The 19,170-nt window shown below is 63.8% G+C and carries 22 protein-coding genes, 1 pseudogene and 1 riboswitch; of the genes and pseudogenes, 13 read left to right on the top strand and 10 right to left on the bottom strand.

Features of this window, described 5'->3' with window-relative positions; all coding sequences use genetic code 11:
• The coding region (locus AC1DX0_RS20770) for an ABC transporter substrate-binding protein (protein ID WP_477356668.1) at positions 1-613 on the bottom strand (613 nt) is incomplete at its 3' end.
• A 34-nt stretch (positions 614-647) separates the two neighbouring features.
• Between AC1DX0_RS20770 and AC1DX0_RS20775 the strand changes: the two genes are divergently transcribed.
• The 4 genes and pseudogenes from AC1DX0_RS20775 (at position 648) to AC1DX0_RS20790 (ending at position 2,543) form a co-directional block, all read left to right on the top strand.
• Positions 648-1,031 carry a RidA family protein gene (locus tag AC1DX0_RS20775; protein ID WP_477224633.1) on the top strand — a complete coding sequence of 128 codons (384 nt, stop codon included), beginning with the start codon at positions 648-650 and terminating at the stop codon, positions 1,029-1,031.
• A gap of 54 nt (positions 1,032-1,085) precedes the next feature.
• On the top strand, positions 1,086-1,889 hold the full coding sequence (locus tag AC1DX0_RS20780) for a creatininase family protein (RefSeq protein WP_477356670.1): 804 nt from the start codon (positions 1,086-1,088) through the stop codon (positions 1,887-1,889).
• A 102-nt stretch (positions 1,890-1,991) separates the two neighbouring features.
• Positions 1,992-2,246 carry a type II toxin-antitoxin system ParD family antitoxin gene (locus AC1DX0_RS20785; RefSeq protein ID WP_475450263.1) on the top strand — a complete coding sequence of 85 codons (255 nt, stop codon included), beginning with the start codon at positions 1,992-1,994 and terminating at the stop codon, positions 2,244-2,246.
• A pseudogene (locus AC1DX0_RS20790) lies at positions 2,246-2,543 on the top strand (type II toxin-antitoxin system RelE/ParE family toxin). Before AC1DX0_RS20785 ends, AC1DX0_RS20790 begins: the two are co-directional and overlap by 1 nt.
• Positions 2,544-2,567: 24 nt before the next feature.
• Here the strand turns inward: AC1DX0_RS20790 and AC1DX0_RS20795 are convergent.
• Together AC1DX0_RS20795 and cobD are read right to left on the bottom strand one after the other, a co-directional pair.
• On the bottom strand, positions 2,568-3,077 hold the full coding sequence (locus tag AC1DX0_RS20795) for a tyrosine phosphatase family protein (protein WP_477224631.1): 510 nt from the start codon (positions 3,075-3,077) through the stop codon (positions 2,568-2,570).
• The gene (gene cobD, locus AC1DX0_RS20800) at positions 3,074-4,120 is read right to left on the bottom strand and encodes a threonine-phosphate decarboxylase CobD (protein ID WP_477356672.1); all 1,047 of its coding nucleotides are present in this window, start codon (positions 4,118-4,120) and stop codon (positions 3,074-3,076) included. Before cobD ends, AC1DX0_RS20795 begins: the two co-directional genes overlap by 4 nt.
• Between cobD and cbiB the strand changes: the two genes are divergently transcribed.
• The gene (cbiB, locus tag AC1DX0_RS20805; RefSeq protein WP_477356674.1) at positions 4,119-5,093 is read left to right on the top strand and encodes an adenosylcobinamide-phosphate synthase CbiB; all 975 of its coding nucleotides are present in this window, start codon (positions 4,119-4,121) and stop codon (positions 5,091-5,093) included. The two genes, cobD and cbiB, sit on opposite strands and share 2 nt — an antisense overlap.
• On the opposite strand, the gene cobO is transcribed toward cbiB, so the two are convergent.
• The 4 genes from cobO to AC1DX0_RS20825 are packed head-to-tail and all read right to left on the bottom strand — an operon-like array spanning position 5,090 to position 7,215.
• Entirely contained in the window at positions 5,090-5,704 is a 615-nt protein-coding gene (cobO, locus tag AC1DX0_RS20810) for a cob(I)yrinic acid a,c-diamide adenosyltransferase (RefSeq protein WP_477224628.1), read from the bottom strand. The two genes, cbiB and cobO, sit on opposite strands and share 4 nt — an antisense overlap.
• A 1-nt stretch (position 5,705) precedes the next feature.
• Positions 5,706-6,218: a bifunctional adenosylcobinamide kinase/adenosylcobinamide-phosphate guanylyltransferase gene (gene cobU / locus AC1DX0_RS20815; protein WP_477356676.1), complete on the bottom strand. Its 513-nt coding sequence runs from the start codon at positions 6,216-6,218 to the stop codon at positions 5,706-5,708.
• Complete coding sequence (locus AC1DX0_RS20820) at positions 6,211-7,020, bottom strand: CbtA family protein (RefSeq protein ID WP_477356677.1); 810 nt, start codon at positions 7,018-7,020, stop codon at positions 6,211-6,213. Before AC1DX0_RS20820 ends, cobU begins: the two co-directional genes overlap by 8 nt.
• 15 nt (positions 7,021-7,035) lie before the next feature.
• Complete coding sequence (locus AC1DX0_RS20825) at positions 7,036-7,215, bottom strand: CbtB domain-containing protein (RefSeq protein ID WP_027029535.1); 180 nt, start codon at positions 7,213-7,215, stop codon at positions 7,036-7,038.
• A gap of 33 nt (positions 7,216-7,248) precedes the next feature.
• Positions 7,249-7,446: riboswitch (cobalamin riboswitch) on the bottom strand.
• Positions 7,447-7,604: 158 nt separating this feature from the next.
• Between AC1DX0_RS20825 and AC1DX0_RS20830 the strand changes: the two genes are divergently transcribed.
• Entirely contained in the window at positions 7,605-8,774 is a 1,170-nt protein-coding gene (locus AC1DX0_RS20830; protein WP_477222116.1) for an aromatic ring-hydroxylating oxygenase subunit alpha, read from the top strand.
• 4 nt (positions 8,775-8,778) lie between these two features.
• Here the strand turns inward: AC1DX0_RS20830 and AC1DX0_RS20835 are convergent, their stop codons facing one another.
• Positions 8,779-9,978: an MFS transporter gene (locus tag AC1DX0_RS20835; protein ID WP_477356679.1), complete on the bottom strand. Its 1,200-nt coding sequence runs from the start codon at positions 9,976-9,978 to the stop codon at positions 8,779-8,781.
• A gap of 198 nt (positions 9,979-10,176) precedes the next feature.
• Here AC1DX0_RS20835 and AC1DX0_RS20840 point away from each other — a divergent pair, with 198 nt between their 5' ends.
• Both AC1DX0_RS20840 and AC1DX0_RS20845 read left to right on the top strand, forming a co-directional pair.
• Positions 10,177-11,175: a heparan-alpha-glucosaminide N-acetyltransferase gene (locus tag AC1DX0_RS20840; RefSeq protein ID WP_477356681.1), complete on the top strand. Its 999-nt coding sequence runs from the start codon at positions 10,177-10,179 to the stop codon at positions 11,173-11,175.
• A complete protein-coding gene (locus tag AC1DX0_RS20845) occupies positions 11,172-11,648 on the top strand; it encodes a methyltransferase family protein (RefSeq protein WP_477222103.1) in 477 nt (158 codons plus the stop codon). The genes AC1DX0_RS20840 and AC1DX0_RS20845 overlap by 4 nt, the downstream gene beginning before the upstream one ends.
• Before the next feature lie 6 nt (positions 11,649-11,654).
• Here the strand turns inward: AC1DX0_RS20845 and AC1DX0_RS20850 are convergent, their stop codons facing one another.
• Both AC1DX0_RS20850 and mgtE read right to left on the bottom strand, forming a co-directional pair.
• On the bottom strand, positions 11,655-12,041 hold the full coding sequence (locus tag AC1DX0_RS20850; protein WP_006203215.1) for a MerR family transcriptional regulator: 387 nt from the start codon (positions 12,039-12,041) through the stop codon (positions 11,655-11,657).
• Positions 12,042-12,190: 149 nt separating this feature from the next.
• The gene (gene mgtE / locus AC1DX0_RS20855; protein WP_477356682.1) at positions 12,191-13,603 is read right to left on the bottom strand and encodes a magnesium transporter; all 1,413 of its coding nucleotides are present in this window, start codon (positions 13,601-13,603) and stop codon (positions 12,191-12,193) included.
• Positions 13,604-14,020: 417 nt separating this feature from the next.
• Between mgtE and AC1DX0_RS20860 the strand changes: the two genes are divergently transcribed.
• From AC1DX0_RS20860 to sucD, 5 genes are all read left to right on the top strand, one after another.
• Entirely contained in the window at positions 14,021-14,641 is a 621-nt protein-coding gene (locus AC1DX0_RS20860) for a LuxR C-terminal-related transcriptional regulator (protein WP_477222115.1), read from the top strand.
• A gap of 149 nt (positions 14,642-14,790) precedes the next feature.
• Positions 14,791-15,981 (top strand): aminotransferase class V-fold PLP-dependent enzyme, encoded by a 1,191-nt coding sequence (locus tag AC1DX0_RS20865; protein ID WP_477356684.1) that lies wholly within the window; start codon positions 14,791-14,793, stop codon positions 15,979-15,981.
• 11 nt (positions 15,982-15,992) lie between these two features.
• On the top strand, positions 15,993-16,955 hold the full coding sequence (locus AC1DX0_RS20870; RefSeq protein ID WP_477222100.1) for an HpcH/HpaI aldolase/citrate lyase family protein: 963 nt from the start codon (positions 15,993-15,995) through the stop codon (positions 16,953-16,955).
• 18 nt (positions 16,956-16,973) lie between these two features.
• On the top strand, positions 16,974-18,158 hold the full coding sequence (locus tag AC1DX0_RS20875; protein ID WP_477356686.1) for a malate--CoA ligase subunit beta: 1,185 nt from the start codon (positions 16,974-16,976) through the stop codon (positions 18,156-18,158).
• Between the two features lie 14 nt (positions 18,159-18,172).
• Positions 18,173-19,072 (top strand): succinate--CoA ligase subunit alpha, encoded by a 900-nt coding sequence (sucD, locus tag AC1DX0_RS20880; RefSeq protein ID WP_477222099.1) that lies wholly within the window; start codon positions 18,173-18,175, stop codon positions 19,070-19,072.
• Positions 19,073-19,170 lie beyond the last annotated feature (98 nt).

Raw genomic sequence — 19,170 nt, forward strand, 5'->3', positions numbered from 1 at the left:
GGTCCTCCCACTTGTCCAGSCCTTGGCCGGGSTGGGACATGATGACCTGCGGRTCCTTCTGGAAGTCSGCSGCCACSACGCGCATCGGAATGYCTTGCTGGACGGCGTCGAAGGCCGACAGCAGATTTCCGCCCATGTAGAAATCGATCTTGCCGGCCAAAAGCATCGGCCGGCCGCTGACCTGCGGGCCGCCCTGCATGATGGTGACGTCGAGACCGCAGGCGGCATAAGTGCCGTCCGCCACGGCCTGGTAGTAGCCGCCATGTTCCGGCTCGGCCAACCAGTTGGTGCCGAAGGTGACCTTTTCATTCGCCGCGGCCCCCAGCGTGCTGGCCGCCAGCAAGGCCACCACCGCGACCGAGATCTTCTGTTTTGCGTACATCGACAACCACCCTCTGTTTGCTCCGGCGCCACGCGCCAGGCTCGACACCAAAGATTCAAGAAGCAAGACACATGCCACCGGCGTCTCGCGCCGGGACCCGCCCGCCTGCACCACAGCCATCTGCGAAAGCCGGAAAGGTCGTGCTGCACCGGAGGCATCGTGCCTATTTTTTGAACGCCTGTCCACAATCGCACGGGCAACATGCACCGCCATCTTGAAGCTGTAGCGCATCCCGCCTTAGGCTGGCGGTATCCAGGAGATTGCCATGTTCAGATTCCTCACCCCGAAGTCGATCAAGCCACCTTTTGCCCGCTACAGCCACGGCGTCGAGGTGCCGCCGGGCAAGCGGCTGGTGCTGTGCTCGGGCCAGGTCGCGATCACGGCGGACGACCAGATTCCCGAGGACGCCGGCGCCCAGGCCGAGCTCTGCTTCCGCAACATCGAGGCGATTCTTGGAGAGGCCGGACTGGGACTCCAGGATATCGTGCGCATCAACGCCTATGTCACCGACCGCGCGCATCTGCGCCCCTATATGGATGTCCGCGACCGGCTGTTTTCGAGCCCGGCGCCGGCCTCGACGCTGATGATCGTCAGCGGATTTGCCCGACCCGAATTCAAGGTCGAGGTCGAAGCCATCGCGGCCGGGTGATCGACAGGAAGCCTGTCCCGCGCTAGGTCTCACCGATCATCGAAGAGGCATGACATGACCGCTGCAAAAAGACGCGTCTGGTGGGGTGACTACCGGACAACAGAATATGCCTCGATCGATCCGGAGGCKACGATCGCCGTGCTGCCGGTGGCGGCGATCGARCAGCAYGGMCCGCATCTGCCWGTCTCGACCGACACCTCGATCATGAAYGGCATGCTYGAMACGGTSATYKCGCGCCTGCCCGRYGATCTCGACATCCGYATCYTGCCSGTMCAGGCGGTCGGCAARTCGAACGAGCATCTGCACGCGCCTGGCACCCTCACCTTGCCGGCAACGACGCTGGTCGAGGCCTGGACCGAGCTTGGCCTGTCGATCGCGCGCGCCGGCGTGCGTAAACTCGTCGTCGTCAACTCGCATGGCGGCAATGAAGAGATTATGGGCATCATCACGCGCGAATTGCGCGTGCGCGAAAAGATGCTGGCGGTGAAGACCAGCTGGCAGCGTTTTGGCCGCCCGGCCGGCATGTACACCGAACTCGAGGACCGCCACGGCATCCATGGCGGCGATGTCGAGACGTCCTTGATGCTGCATTTCCGGCCGGATCTGGTCGACATGGGCAAGGCCGACAATTTCGTTTCCAATGTCGCCAAGGCCGAGAAGGAATTTTCGCTGCTGCGCCACACCGGCACCCACGCTTTCGCCTGGATCGCCAGCGATCTCAACCCCAACGGCGTGGTCGGCGACGCCAGCATCGCGACGGCGGAAAAAGGCCGGCTGACCGCTGAATATCAGGCCGATGGTTTCATCAACCTGCTCAGGGATGTGCGCAAGGCGAAGCTCGCGGAGTGGCTGAAGTAGCCGCCTAGCCACAATTGCGCCTTCGAAAAAAGACTCCCCGCATATGCGATTTTGACAAACTTTGCCAAAATAGATCATACTGGATGGGATATGGAGGCCGATATGGCAACAATGAACGTATCATTGCCCGACCCGATGAAGGATTGGGTTGAGGCGCAAACCGAAACGGGTCGCTACGCCAACGCGAGCGACTATGTGCGCGATTTGATCCGTCGGGATCAGGAGCGCAATGACAACATTGCCGCCATTCAACGCTTTGTCGATGACGGATTGAAGAGTGGCATCGGCAATCGATCCAGGGACGCGCTTTTTACGGAGGCGGTCAAACGCGCTGGAAAGTCACCCGGCAACGGGTAATGGGATTTCGCCTTTCTTTAGCCGCGGAAGAGGACATCGTCGGTATTGCCGAGCAAGGGATACGCCTGTTCGGCGCTGTGCAGGCCAGACAAGTATCATGACGAGTTGTTCGCGATCTTCGACCTGATCGCTGCCAGTCCCCGAATGGCGCGGGAGCGGGTTGAATTGTCGCCGCCAATGCGTATCCATCCCTTCAAGGCCCATCTTGTCGTCTACCGGATCGAAGCCGACGGCGACGTGTTCATTGTCCGGGTACGCCACGGGCACGAAGATTGGGCGCACGAAGGCACTCGATAGTCCTACAATGATGTATGGGCACAGCTAGCCGTCGATCTTCAGCCCAAACGGCGTGCCTTCGAAGGCGTCCGCACCGCGCCCGATCGATTCGATCGCCTCGATCATGCGGCCATTGCGATCCAGCAGCGCGTCGGCCACGGCAATGAGCCGCGGATTGGGTGTCGCCGAGGGTGATAGCGCCCGTAGCGTCCGGGCCAGTTCGGCCTCGTCGCGTTTTGGCGCGAGTGCTGCCGCGATGATGTAGGCCGAGGCGGTCGAGCGGCTGATGCCGGCATAGCAATGCACCACCATGGGCTTGGCCCGGTCCCAGCGGCGCGCGAAATCGAGCAGATTGCGGACATGCTCCTCGCCCGGCATGGTCATGCCGTCCTGCGCCACCGCAATGTCATGCATGACCAGATGCAGGTGGTTTTCCCTGGCTATCGAGGCCGGTCGCGCCACATCGGTTCCGACGGAGAGCAGCGACAGCATGCGGTCGGCGCCGGTCCTTGCCACTGTTTCCTCGATCTTCGCCAGCGAGCAGACATGGATCATCGTTCAAAACCCTTCGATCGATCCTCGCGCCGCGCCGCCCATTCGGCAAGGGCGGATTCGAGCCGCTGCCATTCCTCCTGACTCCCCGGCAGGCCGGCGCGCAGGACATGCGGCCGGTCGGAGAAATGCCGAAGCAGGACGCCGCGCTCGCCCAACGCTGAAAACAGGGCGGCTGCATCCGGCAGGCTGAGATAGCGGAACAATGTGGTGCCGCCCGCGACGGACACGCCGAAACGGGCGAACAGTTCGTCGAGCCGCGCCGCTGCTTCGGCAAGGGATACCCGCATTGCGTCCTGCCAGCCAATATCGGCAAGCGCGCGAATGCCGTATTCCAGCGCCGGACCGGCGACAGCCCAAGGTCCGAACTGCGTCTCCAGCCGTTCCACCGTTGCTGCATCGGACAGCGCGAAGCCAAGCCGCAGGCCGGCCAACCCAAAAAACTTGCCGAACGAGCGCAAAACGACGATGCCGCCCTGATCGACATCACCGGCGAGGCTGTGTTCGCGTGGGCCGACGTCCATGAACGCCTCGTCGACGACCAGCAGCCCGCCTCTGGCGCGCAGCCCGGCAGCCAATGCCAGCAGCCGATCGCGCTCGATGATGCGACCATCCGGATTGTTCGGGTTGACGATGATGGCAAGGTCGGCGTCCGCCAGTGCCGCGAAATCGCTGACTTCGCTCACCTGATGCCCGACGATCGCCGCTGCGCGGGCATGTTCGGCATAGGTCGGCCCCAGCACCAAAGCCTTGCCGGGCCTGACCAGCGAGGCCACGCGCGGCAGCAGGATCTGCGTGCCAGGCGCCGCGACGACATTGGCTGGCGACGGCGCGCCATAGGTGCTGGCCGCGATTTCCGTCAGCTCACGCCCGCGCSCGGCTTCCGGCAATCGCGACAGMGMGGTGGCGGGCAGSTCGAAAAGCGGRTAGGAGTGCGGATTGATACCWGTCGAGAGGTCGACGAAAGGCTGTCGAGCGTTGGGAAAAAGCACCCTCGCCCGGCCAAGACTTCCACCATGGTCCACCGCTCCATCAAGAAGCTTCATGTCAGTCCTGATCGCTTTCCTGTCATTGGCCGTCGAACTCGTCCTAGGTTATCCGGACTGGCTGTTCCGCGCCATCGGCCATCCGGTGACGTGGTTCGGCAGGCTGATATCCTTTCTCGATCGCAGGCTCAACCGCGCCACTGATCCCGACGCCCTGCGTCGCCAACGCGGTGTCCAGGCGCTGCTGGTCATCGTGCTGGTGCCGGCGGTGATTGGCCTTAGCGTGCAGCTTGTCCTGCTCTGGTTCGTTCCGTTCGGGCTATTCATCGCCGCCCTTCTGGCGACATCGCTTCTGTCGCAGAAGAGCCTCTACGACCATGTCGAGGCTGTTGCCGACGCGCTGGACTCGGGTGGCCTCGCCATGGGCCGTGTCGCCGTCTCGCGCATCGTCGGCCGCGATCCCGAAGCGCTCGACCGCGCCGCCGTCTGCCGTGCCGCGATCGAAAGCCTGGCCGAGAATTTTTCCGATGGCATYGTCGCSCCSGCYTTCTGGACCGGTGTYKGCGGMYTGGCSGGCGGTGCCGCCTACAAGGCCGCCAACACCGCCGATTCGATGATCGGCCACCGCACCCCGCGCCACGAGGCCTTCGGCTGGGCCGCCGCACGCTTCGACGACTGGATCAACCTGCCGGCGTCGCGGCTGACCGCACTGCTGATCGTGCTGGCGGCTTTCCTGGTCAGGGATGCCGACCCCCGCAGTGCCTGGCATGCGGTGGGGCGCGATGCGAAAAAACACCGTTCACCCAATGCCGGCTGGCCGGAAGCGGCSATGGCCGGCGCACTTGGACTCGCACTTGCCGGGCCGCGCAGCTATGGCGGCATCGTGATCGATGACGTCTTCATGGGCGAAGGCGGCCGCCGCGACGTCGACAGCGGCGACATCAGGCGGGCGCTGAAACTCTACCGCGTCGCCGACTATCTGCTGATCGTGCTGTTCGGGTTGGTCTCGGCGATCACGGTTCTAGCGTTCTAGAACTCGATCCCTTGCTGCGCTTTCACGCCTGCCGAAAAATGGTGTTTGGTCACGCCCATTTCGGTGACCAGATCCGCCGCCTCGACCAGCGCAGGCTTGGCGTTGCGGCCGGTAACGACGACATGCAGGCCTTCGCGACGCGCCTTGAGCGCACCAACCACCTTGTCGAGATCGAGATAGTCGTAGCGCAGCGCGATGTTGAGTTCGTCGAGCACGACGAGGCTGATCGAGGGATCGGCGATCAACTCCAGCGCCTTGGCCCAGGCAGCTTCCGCCGCCGCGATATCGCGCTTCAGATCCTGTGTTTCCCAGGTAAAACCCTCGCCCATCGCGTGCCAGACGACGCGGTCGCCGAAGGCGGCGAAAGCATCCTTCTCGCCCGTATGCCACTTGCCCTTGATGAACTGGACAACACCGACACGCTTGCCGTAGCCGAGCATTCTGAGCGCCAGGCCGAAGGCGGCCGTCGTCTTGCCCTTGCCCGGACCGGTGTTGACGATCAGAAGTCCCTTCTCGACTGTCTTGCTCGCCACTTCGGCGTCCTGCACCGCCTTGCGCTTGGCCATTTTGGCGCGGTGGCGTTCTTCGTCCTTATCGTCGATGTCGGTCATCTCATTTCACCTTGAGCGGCAGCCCCGCCACCATCAGCAGCACGGTGTCGGCGATCGCCGCGACCTGCTGGTTGAGCCGTCCGGCMTCATCGCGAAAMCGGCGCGCSAGGGCATTGTCAGGCACGATGCCTTGCCCGACTTCGTTTGACACCACGAACCAGGGGCCGCGCGGCCGCGACAGCAAATCCGCCAGCCGCCGGCATTCCAGCTCGAGATCGTGATCTGCCAGCATGTGATTGGTCAGCCACAGCGTCAGGCAGTCGACAAGCACCGGTTGGTTGTCGGGTAACGCCGCCAGCGCGCCCGCGAGGTCGAGCGGTGCGTCGATGGTCGTCCAGCCCTCGCCGCGCCGTGAACGGTGCAGCGCGATGCGCTCACGCATCTCGTCGTCATAGGCTTCAGCTGTGGCGATATAGGCCCATGGCGAGGGCAACGCCGTCGCCAGGGTTTCGGCGTGCGCGCTCTTGCCCGAGGCACCGCCGATGATGAAGGTCAGCTTGCTGCGATCAGGCAAAGCTGTCGCGCAGGCTRGTYGCSGTKCCSGTGAAGCGTCCGCGCACCACGCCGACGACAGCRCCAAGCACCAGCCAGAACACCAGATTGGTCACCGTCACCGCCACCACGAACTGGTGGTGCAGGCCTTCCGGGATCGGTGTTTCGAAGCTGTCGGGCTGCGGCGCGCCGACAATGTGCGGAGCGACGATCAGCGCTACGCCAAGGATGGCCAGCGGCAGCGACTTGCGGAAGGCGATCAGGCCGAGCCCGATGGCGGTCGCTATCACGGTTGCCACCCACCATATCTGGCGCTGCGTGAGGTCGGCCGCCGGCATGGCCGGCAGTTCCGGCGGCAGGCCGAGGCCAGGCGCCAGTGTGAACACGGCAAAGCCGGCCAGACCCCAGAACACGCCCTGGCGCCAATTGCCGATGCCGCCGGCGAATTCCGAAACCGCGACCAGGATCAGCGCGAAGCCGATGCCGGTGACGACATTGGACACGACGYTGAAGGCRAAGCGCTCGAAGCCRTCGGCCGGCGCCCAGCCYTCGTCTTCGGCCGGAGCSGCMGCYTCGGCCGGYGCCGGYGCGGCAGTGCTCATGGCGTTCGATGCCGCAGGAGCGGCAGAGCTCATTGCGTTGCCGCTGGCGGCATCAGTCGGCGCCGCGGCGTGTTCATGCTTATGGCCGCCTTCGGCCTGTTCGTAGACTTCCGCCTTGAGGATCAGCGGCACGGTGGCATAGGCCTGCATGCAGGCGAGGACGACGCCGGCCACGAGCCCTGCGATCGCCGCGATGAACACGACGTTGCGAAACAGATTCATGATGTCAGATCCTCGTCAGTGGCAGGGAAACGCCATCGAATGGCGGTTGTCATGACCGGCATTGTGGACCGCATCGATATGCGAGAAGCCGACAAAGCCGATGATGAAGGTGCCGAGCAGCGCGGCAAGTGCCAGCTGCATGAAGCGCGACTGCGAGGAGACGGAGGCGCCGAGGGAGACGGAAGCAGTAGTCATATCTTGTCCTTTCACCCTCCACCCGAGGGCCTGTCAGTTTTGCCGTCGCCGGCAGGTCTCCTGGCTCGCGGATCAGCGCCCTTCTCCACCTTCCCGAAGACGAATCTTCAGTGGCATATGGAGAGGACTACCGCACACAGTTGCGGGGGCAGCCACGGCATTGGGCAACAAACGAGCCCGCACCGCATTCCCTCTTGGCTCCAAAACGGAACCGACGACTGTATGACTATAGGGAAAATCACGACACGCGGCAAACCAAATTCCGCCGGCAATCAGCGCGATTGCGCCATGCCGACAAGTCCAGTGGTCCTGGGCACGACAATTGACAATCATGCTGGCCGGGTGTCGGCTGGCGTCCTCACAGGAAGCCAGCGATGCAGCCCCCAGCTATGCAGCCCAATGCCAGCGAGCGCGATCCCTATAACGGCCTGACCCGGGCCGAACCGACGCTGCCCTCATCGGCCTATTGGGATGCGGCAGCCTATCAACGGGACCTTGATGCCATCTGGTACAAAAACTGGCTGCTCGTCTGTCGCGAGGCCGATCTGGCCCAGCCGCTGGCCTTCCGCCGATTCCGCATCGGCACGCAGGACATCCTCGTGCTGCGCGACGACACCGGCGAGCTGCGCGCCTTCCACAACACCTGCCGGCATCGCGGCTCGCAGCTTTGCCAGGAGAGCGAGGGCCGGCTGAAGGCACGGCTGATCACTTGCCCCTATCATGCCTGGTCCTATTCGCTGCGCGGCGACCTCGTGCGCGTGCCGTCGAAATCGCTACCGGCCGGCTTCGACAAGGCCGACCACCCGCTCTATCGCGTCGCGCTGTCGGTGTGGCGCGGCTTCGTGTTCATCAATCTGCAGGAGGATGCCGCCGGCTCGGCGCAGGCATCCTTTGATCCCGCCTCCGGCAATCTCGGCAACTGGCCGTTGGAAACGCTGGTCTCGGGCCATGTGCTGCGCAAGGTGATGAACTGCAACTGGAAGATTTTTTGGGAAAACTTCAACGAGTGCCTGCACTGTCCGGGGGTGCACAAGGACCTGTCGCGGCTGGTGCCGATCTATGGCCGCGGCCTGATGAGCCGGCACGACGATCCCGAATGGTCCCGCCACGCCGACAATGACGCGCCGGAGTTTTCTGGCGGCCTGCGCGCCGGCGCTGAGACATGGTCGCGCGATGGCCAGGCGCATGGGCCGGTCTTCCCGGGGTTGACGCAAGCCGAACGTGCCGCCGGCCAGACCTACGCCACCAGCCTGCCCTCGATGTTCATCGTCGGTCATGTCGATTATGTCAGGACCGTGCGCCTGGTGCCGCTCGGCCCCGAACAGACGGAGCTTGTCGCCGAATGGCTGTTCGCGCCCGACGCGCTGGCCGCGACCGACATCGACAACATCGTTGCCTTCGGCACACAGGTGCTGGAAGAGGATGCGGCGATCTGCGAGGTCAACCAGAGGGGCCTGCGCTCGATGCGCCACGAAGCCGGCGTGCTCATGCCCGAGGAATACGACCTGCACCGTTTCCACAACTGGGTGCGCGAGCGCCACGCAGCGCTTTCGCCGTGATCCTTCACAAAGACTTCGGCAGATACCGCCAGGTGACAAAGCCGCAAACCGCCGCCAGCAGGCTGAGCGTGACGAACACCGATCCCAGTCCGAAAAAGATCAGCACCACGGAATAGACCAGTGGCGGCGTCAGTTCGGAAAAGTCGAGATAGGTGCGGTAGACCGCCGCCATCTGCGCCCGCTCATAGGAGCGCACCGAGCGCATGAAGGCGGTMGAGCCSAGTGCRTCRAGCGCRATGGTRAAGAACGCGCCRCMRAGCARRAAAGCGCCGGTGAGCAACGGCGCGGTCGCTCCCACCGTGCCCGCAGCCAGCAGCATCGCCGACATGGCGAAATAGGCAAAGGTCATGGTCTTGCGGCCGCCGAAGCGTTTTCCCGCCTTGCCCCAGAAGATCGCCATGAACAGCAGCGCATTGCCGGCCGAAACCAGCAGGCCACCGGCCAGTTCGCCCTCGCCGGTGATCACCATGAACAGCGGTCCGTAGACGAAGAATGTCGACCAGAAGCAGGAGCGGCCGAAGGCGATCAGCCAGGCGAGCCTGAGCCTCGGCTGCGCGATGAAGCGGCCGATATTGGCGAGCGGGTTGGCCGGCCGGGTCTTGCCGGGCCGGATCGACTGGTTGTCGCCCAGCCGATAGGTCCAGAACAGCGCCAGCAGGGCAAACGCGAACACCGCCACCGCGCCATGAGCTGCATAGATGCCGAAGCGTGTGTAGAGGAAGATGCCGAGCGTCGGCCCACCGGTCCAGGCGAACATCGACCACGCCATGCGCAGCGATTCGGCCTGCATGAAGTCGGTCTTGCGGATGTGGTCCATGATGTAGAGGTTGAGCGTGATCGAAAGCGCGCTGGCACCCATGACGCGGCACAGCATGCCGGCCAATTGCCCGGCCAGCGTATGGGTGACGAAAAACAGCGAGCCGATGGCGAGCAGGCAGGCGCCGGCCGTGTAGACCCAGCGCCGGGCAAAACGGCGGATCAGCATCGGCATGAACAAGGTCACCGACAGGCCGAGCAGCGCCACGATGGTGTAGAGAATCGAGACGATCTGCTCGTTGTGGAGGATTTCGTAGGCCTGGATCGGGATGACGCTCGACACCGTGGCGCGGGCGAAGGATTCGACCGCATAGAGCGAGGCRAARGTGCGCGCATCCGCGGCCTTGAGAGCGGGGAGCCAGATCGGATGGCGCACATGGGTCGACATTGCTTCCCCAAAGCAGAATCACCGCTCAAATCTGCCGTGGTCATTCCCGGGCGATTAAGAGGAAACCGACGCATAACCGGCAAAAAGCGAAACCGGTCAAAGGCTTCCCGGCTCTGGCCTAAGGCTTGGGCCGCGGTCTTCTTTTGCCCCGCCCAACCGTGATAGTCCTCAGGCGGGGCTGAATCAGATCGCGAGACCATGACCATCGACACGCCGACCGCACCCGTTCCGGAACCATCCAGGCGCATCGTCGCCATCGACATCGTGCGCGGCATCGCGCTGCTGGCCATGGCGAGCTACCATTTCACCTGGGATCTGGAATTCTTCGGCTACACCGACCCAGGCCTCACCGCCTTCGGCTGGTGGAAGATCTACGCACGCTGCATCGCGTCGACCTTCCTGTTCCTGGTCGGCGTCAGCCTCTACCTAGCGCACGGCCGGCAAATCCGCTGGAACGGCTTTTGGAAGCGTTTCGCCATGGTTGCCGGGGCGGCGATCGCCATTTCGGTGGTCACCCGCATCGCGACGCCGGATGGATTCATCTTCTTCGGCATCCTGCACGAGATCGCGCTCGCCAGCCTGCTTGGCCTCGCCTTCCTGCGGCTGCCGGCCCTGCTGACGCTTGTCGTTGCCGCGATCGTCATCGCGGCACCCGTCTACCTGCGCTTCGAGGCCCTGGATCACCCCTGGCTGTGGTGGATCGGCCTGTCGGCGATCAATCCACGCTCCAACGATTATGTGCCGCTGTTCCCGTGGTTCGGCGCGGTGCTTGTCGGCATCGGCGTGGCGAAACTCGCATCCGCGTCCGGTATACAAGCGCGGCTGGCAAGCCTGGTGCCCGGCCGCTGGGCCAATCCGCTGCTCTTCATCGGCCGCCATAGCCTCGCCTTCTACCTGATCCACCAGCCGCTGCTGATCGGCTGCGTCTGGCTGTTTYCGCAGGTCATGCCGGCCCAGGTCGAAACCCCACAGGTCAATTTCCTGAAAACCTGCCAGCGCTCGTGCGAACAGACGCGCAACGCAACCTTCTGTTCCAGCTATTGCGGCTGCATGCTGACGACGATCGAGGGCGAGGCCACGCTTGATCGGCTCGAGAACAACGACCAGAGTGCGGAATTCCGGGCGCATCTGGGCGATCTGGCCGCCAGTTGCACGGCCCAGACCGAAGACAAGATGGACGAGGGAGGAACGCAATGACCGAAACTCAACCGAAGCCCGGGGGGATCCCATGGCCGCCGGTGATCTACTGCGCGGCGATCGCCATCAGCATCATCCTCGGCATGCTCTATCCCCTGCCCTGGATCGGCGACCTGCTGGGCGACCTGCTGTTCGCCGCCGGCTGGGTGGCGCTGTTGGGCGTCGCCGCACTCTGGTTCACCGCCATCCGCAGCATGATGCGGGCCAAGACCACGCTCAACCCCAACGCGGTACCCGAACACCTCGTCACCACAGGCCCCTTCGGCATCACCCGCAACCCGATGTATCTGGCCAACACGCTGATGTTGATCGGCGTCGCCTTTGTCTCGGGGATTGTCTGGTTCCTGCCGCTGGCGTTCATCGCCGCCTTCGCCACGCAGAAGGTCGCCATCGAAGGTGAGGAAAAGGTGCTGGCGGCGAAGTTCGGCAAGAAATACCGGGATTACGCCAAACGCGTGCGGCGCTGGATTTGACCAGCGCTACGTGTTGACGCCAAGCTCCACCAGCCGCTCCACGCAGGACTCTTCGGCCTGGTCGAGTTCGGCCAGCGTCTCTTCGAGATCGCGGCGCTTTTGTCTCAAATCCTCGCGCTTTTCCTCGATGCGCTTGATCATCAGCTTGAGTTGACCGACCTCGCCGGGCGGCTCCTTGTACATCTGGATGATTTCGCGGATTTCGTTGATCGAGAAGCCGAGCCTTTTGCCGCGCATGATCTGCCGGATGAGATGGCGGTCGGACGGGCGAAACAGCCGTGTGCGGCCGCGCCGTACCGGCTGCACCAGCCCCTCGTCCTCATAGAAGCGCAACGTCCGCGTCGACACGTCGAATTCGCGGGTCAGCTCAGTGATCGAATAATATTCCCGCATTGCCACTCCCGCACGCCGAAACCCCTGGCGATCGCCATGCGGCGTCGCCTTCTGTCCCGAACCAAACCCTTGCCACGCCGGAATCGATGCAGCACCCCGCGCGAGCCTCGCACGGCATTTACGTAAAAGTCAATTGAGGGCGCTTGCCTTCACGGCACGGCGAACCACCAGGTGGCAAGGCCGAGGAAGGCGAAGAAGCCGACGACATCGGTGACCGTCGTGACGAATACCGCCGAAGCCACCGCCGGATCGATCTTGAACCGGTCGAGCAGCAGCGGGATCAGGATGCCGGCAAGTGCGGCGACGAACATGTTGATAATCATCGCCGCCGCGATGATGCCACCCAGATTCGGATCGCGAAACCAGGCCGCCGCGACGATGCCGATCAGGATGGCGAAGATGATGCCATTGATGAAGCCAACGCCCATTTCGCGGCGGATGATGCGGCCCGCATTGTAGATGTCGAGATCCCTGGTCGCCAGCGCCCGCACGGTGACGGTCATGGTCTGCGAGCCGGCATTACCGCCCATGCCGGCGACGATCGGCATCAGCACGGCAAGCGCCACGATATGCTCGATCGTGCGGTCAAACAGGCTGATCACCGACGCCGCCAGGAATGCCGTCAAGAGATTGATCAGCAGCCAGGGAACGCGCGAGCGCGAGGTCGAAAAAATGCTGTCGGAAAGCTCTTCGTCGCCGACGCCGCCCATGCGCAGCAGATCCTCTTCCGCCTCCTGCTGGATGACGTCGACGACATCGTCGATGGTCAGCACGCCGACCAGCCGCTCGTTCTCATCGACGACGGCGGCCGACAGAAGATCATACTGCTCGAACTCCCGCGCGGCCTCTTCCTGGTCCATGGTGGCCGGAATGAGATGGCGCGTCTCGTGCATGACCTCGCCGACCTTGACCGTGCGCTTGGTTCGCAGGATCTGGTCGAGGTCGATCGCGCCGAGCAGCTTGAAAGTCGGGTCGATGACAAAAATCTGGCTGAAGCGCTCAGGCAGGTTCTTGTCCTCGCGCATATAGTCGATGGTCTGGCCGATGGTCCAGAACGGCGGCACCGCGACAAACTCGGTCTGCATGCGCCGCCCGGCGGTCTCTTCGGGATAGTCGAGCGAGCGGCGCAGTCTGATCCGTTCGGTGAACGGCAGCTGCGACAGGATTTCGTCCTGGTCTTCCTTTTCGAGGTCTTCGAGAATGTAGACGGCATCGTCGGAATCAAGGTCTTGCATACCCTGGGCGATCTGCGCGTTGGGCAGGCTGTCGACGATGTCSCGGCGGATCGCCTCGTCGACCTCGGTCAGCGMGGAAAAGTCGAAATCGGTGCCTAGAAGTTCGACCAGGGCGCGACGCTGTTCGGGATGCAGCGCCTCGAGCAGATCGCCGAGTTCCGACTGGTGCAGGTCGTCGACTTCATGCTTGAGGGCCGACGTATCGCGGTCGGCGATCGCAGCCCCGATCTGGGCAAGGAAGGACGAAAGGACCGCACCGTCCTCGCCATAGATGTCGGCGTGGGCGTCCTCAGCCGCCCTGGCGGAGGTCGTCTGCTTGTCCTCCACCAGCGCCTCCCGCCATCCCGGAAAAATTGCATCTCAGGTCTAGAGCATCGGACCTTAAAGCGGAAACCGGTTTCGTGGAAATCCGATGCATCTCGCGTGCAGACGCGATTCGATTTGAGAACTTATCGCTCTAAGGCACGGAATATCAAACGAAACGCCTATTCCACGCCACTCGGTGAGCGTATCGCGGATGCCTGACCTGGCAATGCCAATCCCATCAAAAACCAGCGAACCCAGCTTCAGACGGCGCGACAGCCGATGTCGCTGGGGAAAGAGCACCCCAGCGCGATTGGGGCAGAATTGTCATGATACCGGTCCAGGCCTGAAACCTGGGCCTCAGAGTTGCGGCACCCAGGACAAAAACGGCCCTTGAACAGCAAGCCCGGGAAAACGAGCAAGGCAATCGGCGACCGGCGCATGCGCATTGTCGTCGCCGAGCGCAATCCGTTCGTCATATCGGCACTGCGCGAAATGCTCGAATGCGACGGCCGCTTCGAATTGCTGAGCACCGTGCAGAGCGGCAAGCAATTCCTGGAACTGGCTGACAAGGGCGGGTTCGACGTCGCCATCATCGGCTGGAAGCTCTCCGACATGGACGGCGCTGACGTGCTGGCGGAGGTCCAGAGCCGCAAGCTCGATGTGCGCATCACCGTCTTTTCCAACGACCACGACATCGGCATCCTGAAGCAATGCGTGCGGCTCGGCGCCCAGGGCTACTGTTTCCAGTTCGACGATCCAGCCATCATCTTCGACACGATCCTGGCCGTCGCGCATGGCCGCATCTGCATCCCCTATATCGACATCAACAAGGTCAACGACACGCCGCTGGCGCAGCTCACGGTGCGCGAGCGCGAGCTGCTCGCGGTGCTTTCCGATGGCTGGACCAATCTGCAGATCGCGACGCGGACCGGCATTTCCGAGAACACGGTGAAGTACCACCTCAAGAATCTCTACGACAAGCTCGACGTCCGCAACCGGGCGATGGCCGTTGCGCTCTATTCGCGCGAGCGGCGCACCCAGAAGCAGCCTTTCGGGTAGGCCAGGCTTGTACCCAGCCGGGTAGGCTTACCGGGTAGTCCGAACCCACCCGCGCGCGGCGAGATCTTACCCGCTGAGGTGTTGCCGGCATTAGCCGTCGAAACGAAACTCCCCATCACCGCTTTGCTGGATCAGGAGGAGTTCGCATCATGGCCGGTTTCACCCATCTTTTCATTCCCGGGCCGACCAACATTCCCGAACAGGTCCGGCAGGCGATGAACCTGCCGATGGAGGACATGCGCGCCGCATCCTTCCCCGATCTAACTCTGCCGCTGTTCGAGGACATCAAACGGGTCTTCAAGAACGAGACCGGCCGCGTCTTCATCTACCCATCCTCCGGCACCGGCGCCTGGGAAGCGGCGATGACTAATGTGCTCAGCCCCGGCGACCGCGTGCTGATGTCGCGATTCGGCCAGTTCTCGCATCTGTGGGTCGACATGGCCGAGCGCCTCGGCTTCGAGGTCGATGTCATCGACTGCGAATGGGGAACCGGCGTCCCGCTCGAGCTTTATGCCGAGCGGCTGAAGGCGGACAAGACGCACCGCATCAAGGCCGTCTTCTGCACGCAGAACGAGACCGCGACCGGCGTGACCAGCGACGTCGCCGGCTGCCGCGCCGCACTCGATGACGCAAACCACCCTGCCCTGCTCTTCGTCGACGGCGTGTCGTCGATCGGCTCGATCGACTTCCGCCAGGAAGAATGGGGCGTCGACTGCGCCGTCAGCGGCTCGCAGAAGGGTTTTATGCTGCCCGCCGGCCTCGGTTTCCTCTCGGTCAGCAAAAAGGCGCTTGTCGCTTCGAGGACCGCCACCCACCGGCGCTGCTTCTTCTCCTTCGAGGACATGATCCGCGCCAACGATGCCGGCTATTTCCCCTATACGCCGGCGACGCAGCTGCTGCGCGGCCTGCGCGCCTCGCTCGACCTGATCACCGACGAAGGGCTGGACAACATCTTCGCCCGTCACCATCGCCTGGCCGAAGGCGTGCGCAAGGCGGTCGACGCCTGGGGCCTGAAACTCTGCGCCAGGGCGCCGAAATGGCACTCCGACACCGTCAGCGCCATCCTWGTGCCGGAAGGCATCGAYAGCGGCGACGTCGTCAAGCRSGCCTACSRSAMMTACCAGACSTCGCTCGGYGGCGGCCTCAACAAGGTGTTCGGCAAGGTYTTCCGCATCGGCCATCTCGGYTGGCTGAACGAGGTGATGGTGCTSGCCTCGCTGTCGGCGGCSGARATGGCGCTGCTCGAYTGCGGCGTCARGCTGGCGCCGGGCTCCGGCGTCGGCGCTGCCATTCAGCATTTTCGCGCCTCGGCCGCGGTGCCGGTCGCCAAAGCCGCCTGAGGGAGCCGACGATGAGCCACACCATCAACCATCTCAGGAAATTGCGGCTGCAGCGCAGCGAACTGGCCGTTCCCGGCTCMAGCCCGGAAATGATCGACAAGGCGGCGAACAGCGCCGCCGACTTCGTCTTCCTCGACATCGAGGACGCGGTCGCGCCGCCCGATAAGGAGCGCGCCCGCAAGAACATCATCCAGGCGCTCAACGACATCGACTGGCGCGCCAAGGGCAAGACCGTCTCGGTGCGCATCAATGGGCTGGACACCCATTACATGTACCGCGACGTGGTCGATGTCATGGAGCAGGCCGGCGACCGGCTGGACACTATCCTGGTGCCTAAGGTCGGTGTGCCGGCCGATCTCTAYATGGTCGARGCCATGGTCAACCAGATCGAGATGGCCAAGGGCTTCAAGACCCGTGTCGGCCTCGAAGCGCTGATCGAGACCGCGCTCGGCATGGCCAATGTCGAGGCGATTGCCGCCACGCCAGGCCGGCTGGAGGCCATGCATTTCGGCGTTGCCGACTATGCGGCAAGCTGCAAGGCGCGCACCGTCAACATTGGCGGCCTCAACCCCGATTACCCCGGCGACCAATGGCATTTCGCGTTGTCGCGGATGACCGTCGCCTGCCGCGCCTACGGCCTGCGCGCCATTGACGGGCCGTTCGGCGATTTCTCCGACCCAGAAGGCTACATCGCCGGCGCCAGGCGCGCCGCCGCACTCGGCATCGAAGGCAAGTGGGCGATCCACCCCTCGCAGATCGCGCTCGCCAACGAGGTCTTCTCGCCGCCGGAAAAAGAGGTCACCCGCGCCAGGCGCATTCTTGARGTGCTSAAGGAGGCYGAGGCGCAGGGCAAGGGRGCRGCGGCSCTYGACGGCAAGATGATCGACGCSGCRTCGGAACGCATGGCGCGCAATGTTTTGGTGGTCAACGAGGCAATCGAACGGGCCAGTCACGCCCGCGTCGCCACGCACTGACCGTTCAGGGAGGACAAAATGGACATCCACGAATATCAGGCCAAGGAACTGCTCGCGCGCCACGGCGTGCACGTGCCGCGCGGCGGGCTGGCCTATAGCCCCGAGCAGGCAACGTATCGGGCACGCGAGATCGGCGGCGGCAAATGGGTGCTGAAGGCGCAGGTTCATTCCGGCGCCCGCGGCAAGGCCGGCGGCATAAAACTGTGCGCCAATGACGAGGAGATCTCGAGTGCTGCCGAAGCGATGCTCGGCCGCAAGCTGGTGACCCAGCAGACCGGCCCGCGCGGCAAGCTGATCTCCAGGCTCTATCTCGAGGAAGCCGTGGACATCGCGCAGGAGCTCTATGTCGGCTTCGTGCTCGACCGCAAGGAAGAGCGCGTCATGATCGTGGCGTCGGCCGCCGGTGGCATGGAAATCGAGGACATCGTCGAGAAGGCCCCCGATTCCATCCTGCGCACATCGGTCGACCCCGGCGTCGGCATGCAGCGTTTTCAGGCGCGCGAGATCGCCTTTGGGCTCGGCCTCGACCACAATCTGATCGGCAAGGCGACCGAGACCATCTTCAGCTGCTACCAAGTGTTCCGCGATTACGACGCCTCGATGCTGGAGATCAATCCGCTCGTGGTGACGCGCRACGGCAACCTGATCGCGCTCGACGCCAAGATGTCGTTCGACGAGAACGCGCTGTTTCGCCGGCCTGAAATCTCCGAGCTGCGCGACAAGAGCCAGGAAGACCCGCGCGAAACCTTCGCCAGCGACCGCGGCCTCTCCTATGTCGGCTTGGACGGCAATATCGGCTGCATCATCAACGGCGCCGGGCTGGCCATGGCGACCATGGACATGATCAAGATCGCCGGCGGCGAGCCGGCCAATTTCCTCGACATCGGCGGCGGCGCCTCGCCCGAGCGGGTGGCGAAATCCTTTCGCGCCGTGCTTGGCGACAAGAATGTCGAGACCATCCTGGTCAACATCTTCGCCGGCATCAACCGCTGCGACTGGGTCGCCGAGGGYGTCATCAAGGCGATMCGCGARGTCGGCGTCAACGTACCGCTGGTGGTGCGGCTCTCCGGCACCAAGGCCGAGGAAGGTCGCCGCATCCTGGCCGATTCCGGCGAGGCGGTGATCGTCGCCGACACGCTGGCCGAAGCAGCCGAAAAAGCCGTCGCCGCCTGGCGCGCGGCCACCAAGAAAAAAGCAGCCTGAGGGAGGTCGAGAAAATGGCAATCCTGCTCAACCGCAGCACCCGCGTCATCGTCCAGGGTTTTACCGGCAAGATCGGCAGCTTCCATGCCGAGGACATGAAACGCTACGGCACCAAGCTGGTCGGCGGCGTCACCCCCGGCAAGGGCGGCCAGACGCATCTCGGCCTGCCGGTCTTCAACACGGTCAAGGGCGCGGTGCGCGAGACCCGCGCCGAAGCCAGCATCGTCTTCGTACCGCCGCCCTTCGCCGCCGATTCGATCATGGAGGCGGCGGACGCCGGGATAAAGCTCTGCGTCTGCATCACCGACGGTATCCCGTCGCAGGACATGATGCAGGTCAAGCGCTACATGCTGCGCTACCGCTACGAAGACCGCATGCGGCTGATAGGCCCGAACTGCGCCGGCGTCATCACGCCGGGACAGGCGCTGATGGGCATCATGCCGGGCAGCATCTATCTCCCTGGCCGCGTCGGCATTGTCGGCCGCTCCGGCACGCTGGGCTACGAGGCGGCATCACAGATGAAGTCGCTCGGCATCGGCGTGTCGACCAGCGTCGGCATCGGCGGCGATCCGATCAACGGCTCGTCCTTCAAGGACATGCTGAAGCTGTTCGAGCACGACGACGACACCGACGCCGTGGTGATGATCGGCGAGATCGGCGGACCGCAGGAAGCCGAAGCCGCGATCTGGGCCCGCGACAACATGCGCAAGCCGCTGATCGCCTACATTGCCGGCCTCTCCGCCCCGAAAGGCCGCCGCATGGGCCACGCCGGCGCCATCATCTCGGCCTTCGGCGAGTCGGCGCAGGAAAAGGTCGAAATCCTGAAAGAGGCCGGGGTGATCATCGTGCCGACGCCGTCGTCGTTTGGTGAGGTGGTTGCCGATACGTTGTCGCGGATGAAGAAGGCGGCGTAACCTTCACGAACAGGCGGCCTGAGGGCCGTTGCCAACCACGAGGCGGCGCAATCTGAATGCGCCGCCCAGCGGTCTCTTCCAAATAGTCGAGCAGCCCA

It is taken from the genome of Mesorhizobium sp. P3_A9, assembly GCF_056402975.1.

Coding starts and splice junctions, on each gene's coding strand:
- AC1DX0_RS20825 (WP_027029535.1), bottom strand. CDS start 7,215: ATGACTACTGCTTCCGTCTCCCTCGGCGCCTCCGTCTCCTCGCAGTCG.
- AC1DX0_RS20830 (WP_477222116.1), top strand. CDS start 7,605: ATGCAGCCCAATGCCAGCGAGCGCGATCCCTATAACGGCCTGACCCGG.
- AC1DX0_RS20860 (WP_477222115.1), top strand. CDS start 14,021: ATGCGCATTGTCGTCGCCGAGCGCAATCCGTTCGTCATATCGGCACTG.
- AC1DX0_RS20850 (WP_006203215.1), bottom strand. CDS start 12,041: ATGCGGGAATATTATTCGATCACTGAGCTGACCCGCGAATTCGACGTG.
- cobO (WP_477224628.1), bottom strand. CDS start 5,704: ATGACCGACATCGACGATAAGGACGAAGAACGCCACCGCGCCAAAATG.
- AC1DX0_RS20785 (WP_475450263.1), top strand. CDS start 1,992: ATGGCAACAATGAACGTATCATTGCCCGACCCGATGAAGGATTGGGTT.
- AC1DX0_RS20845 (WP_477222103.1), top strand. CDS start 11,172: ATGACCGAAACTCAACCGAAGCCCGGGGGGATCCCATGGCCGCCGGTG.
- AC1DX0_RS20795 (WP_477224631.1), bottom strand. CDS start 3,077: ATGATCCATGTCTGCTCGCTGGCGAAGATCGAGGAAACAGTGGCAAGG.
- sucD (WP_477222099.1), top strand. CDS start 18,173: ATGGCAATCCTGCTCAACCGCAGCACCCGCGTCATCGTCCAGGGTTTT.
- AC1DX0_RS20775 (WP_477224633.1), top strand. CDS start 648: ATGTTCAGATTCCTCACCCCGAAGTCGATCAAGCCACCTTTTGCCCGC.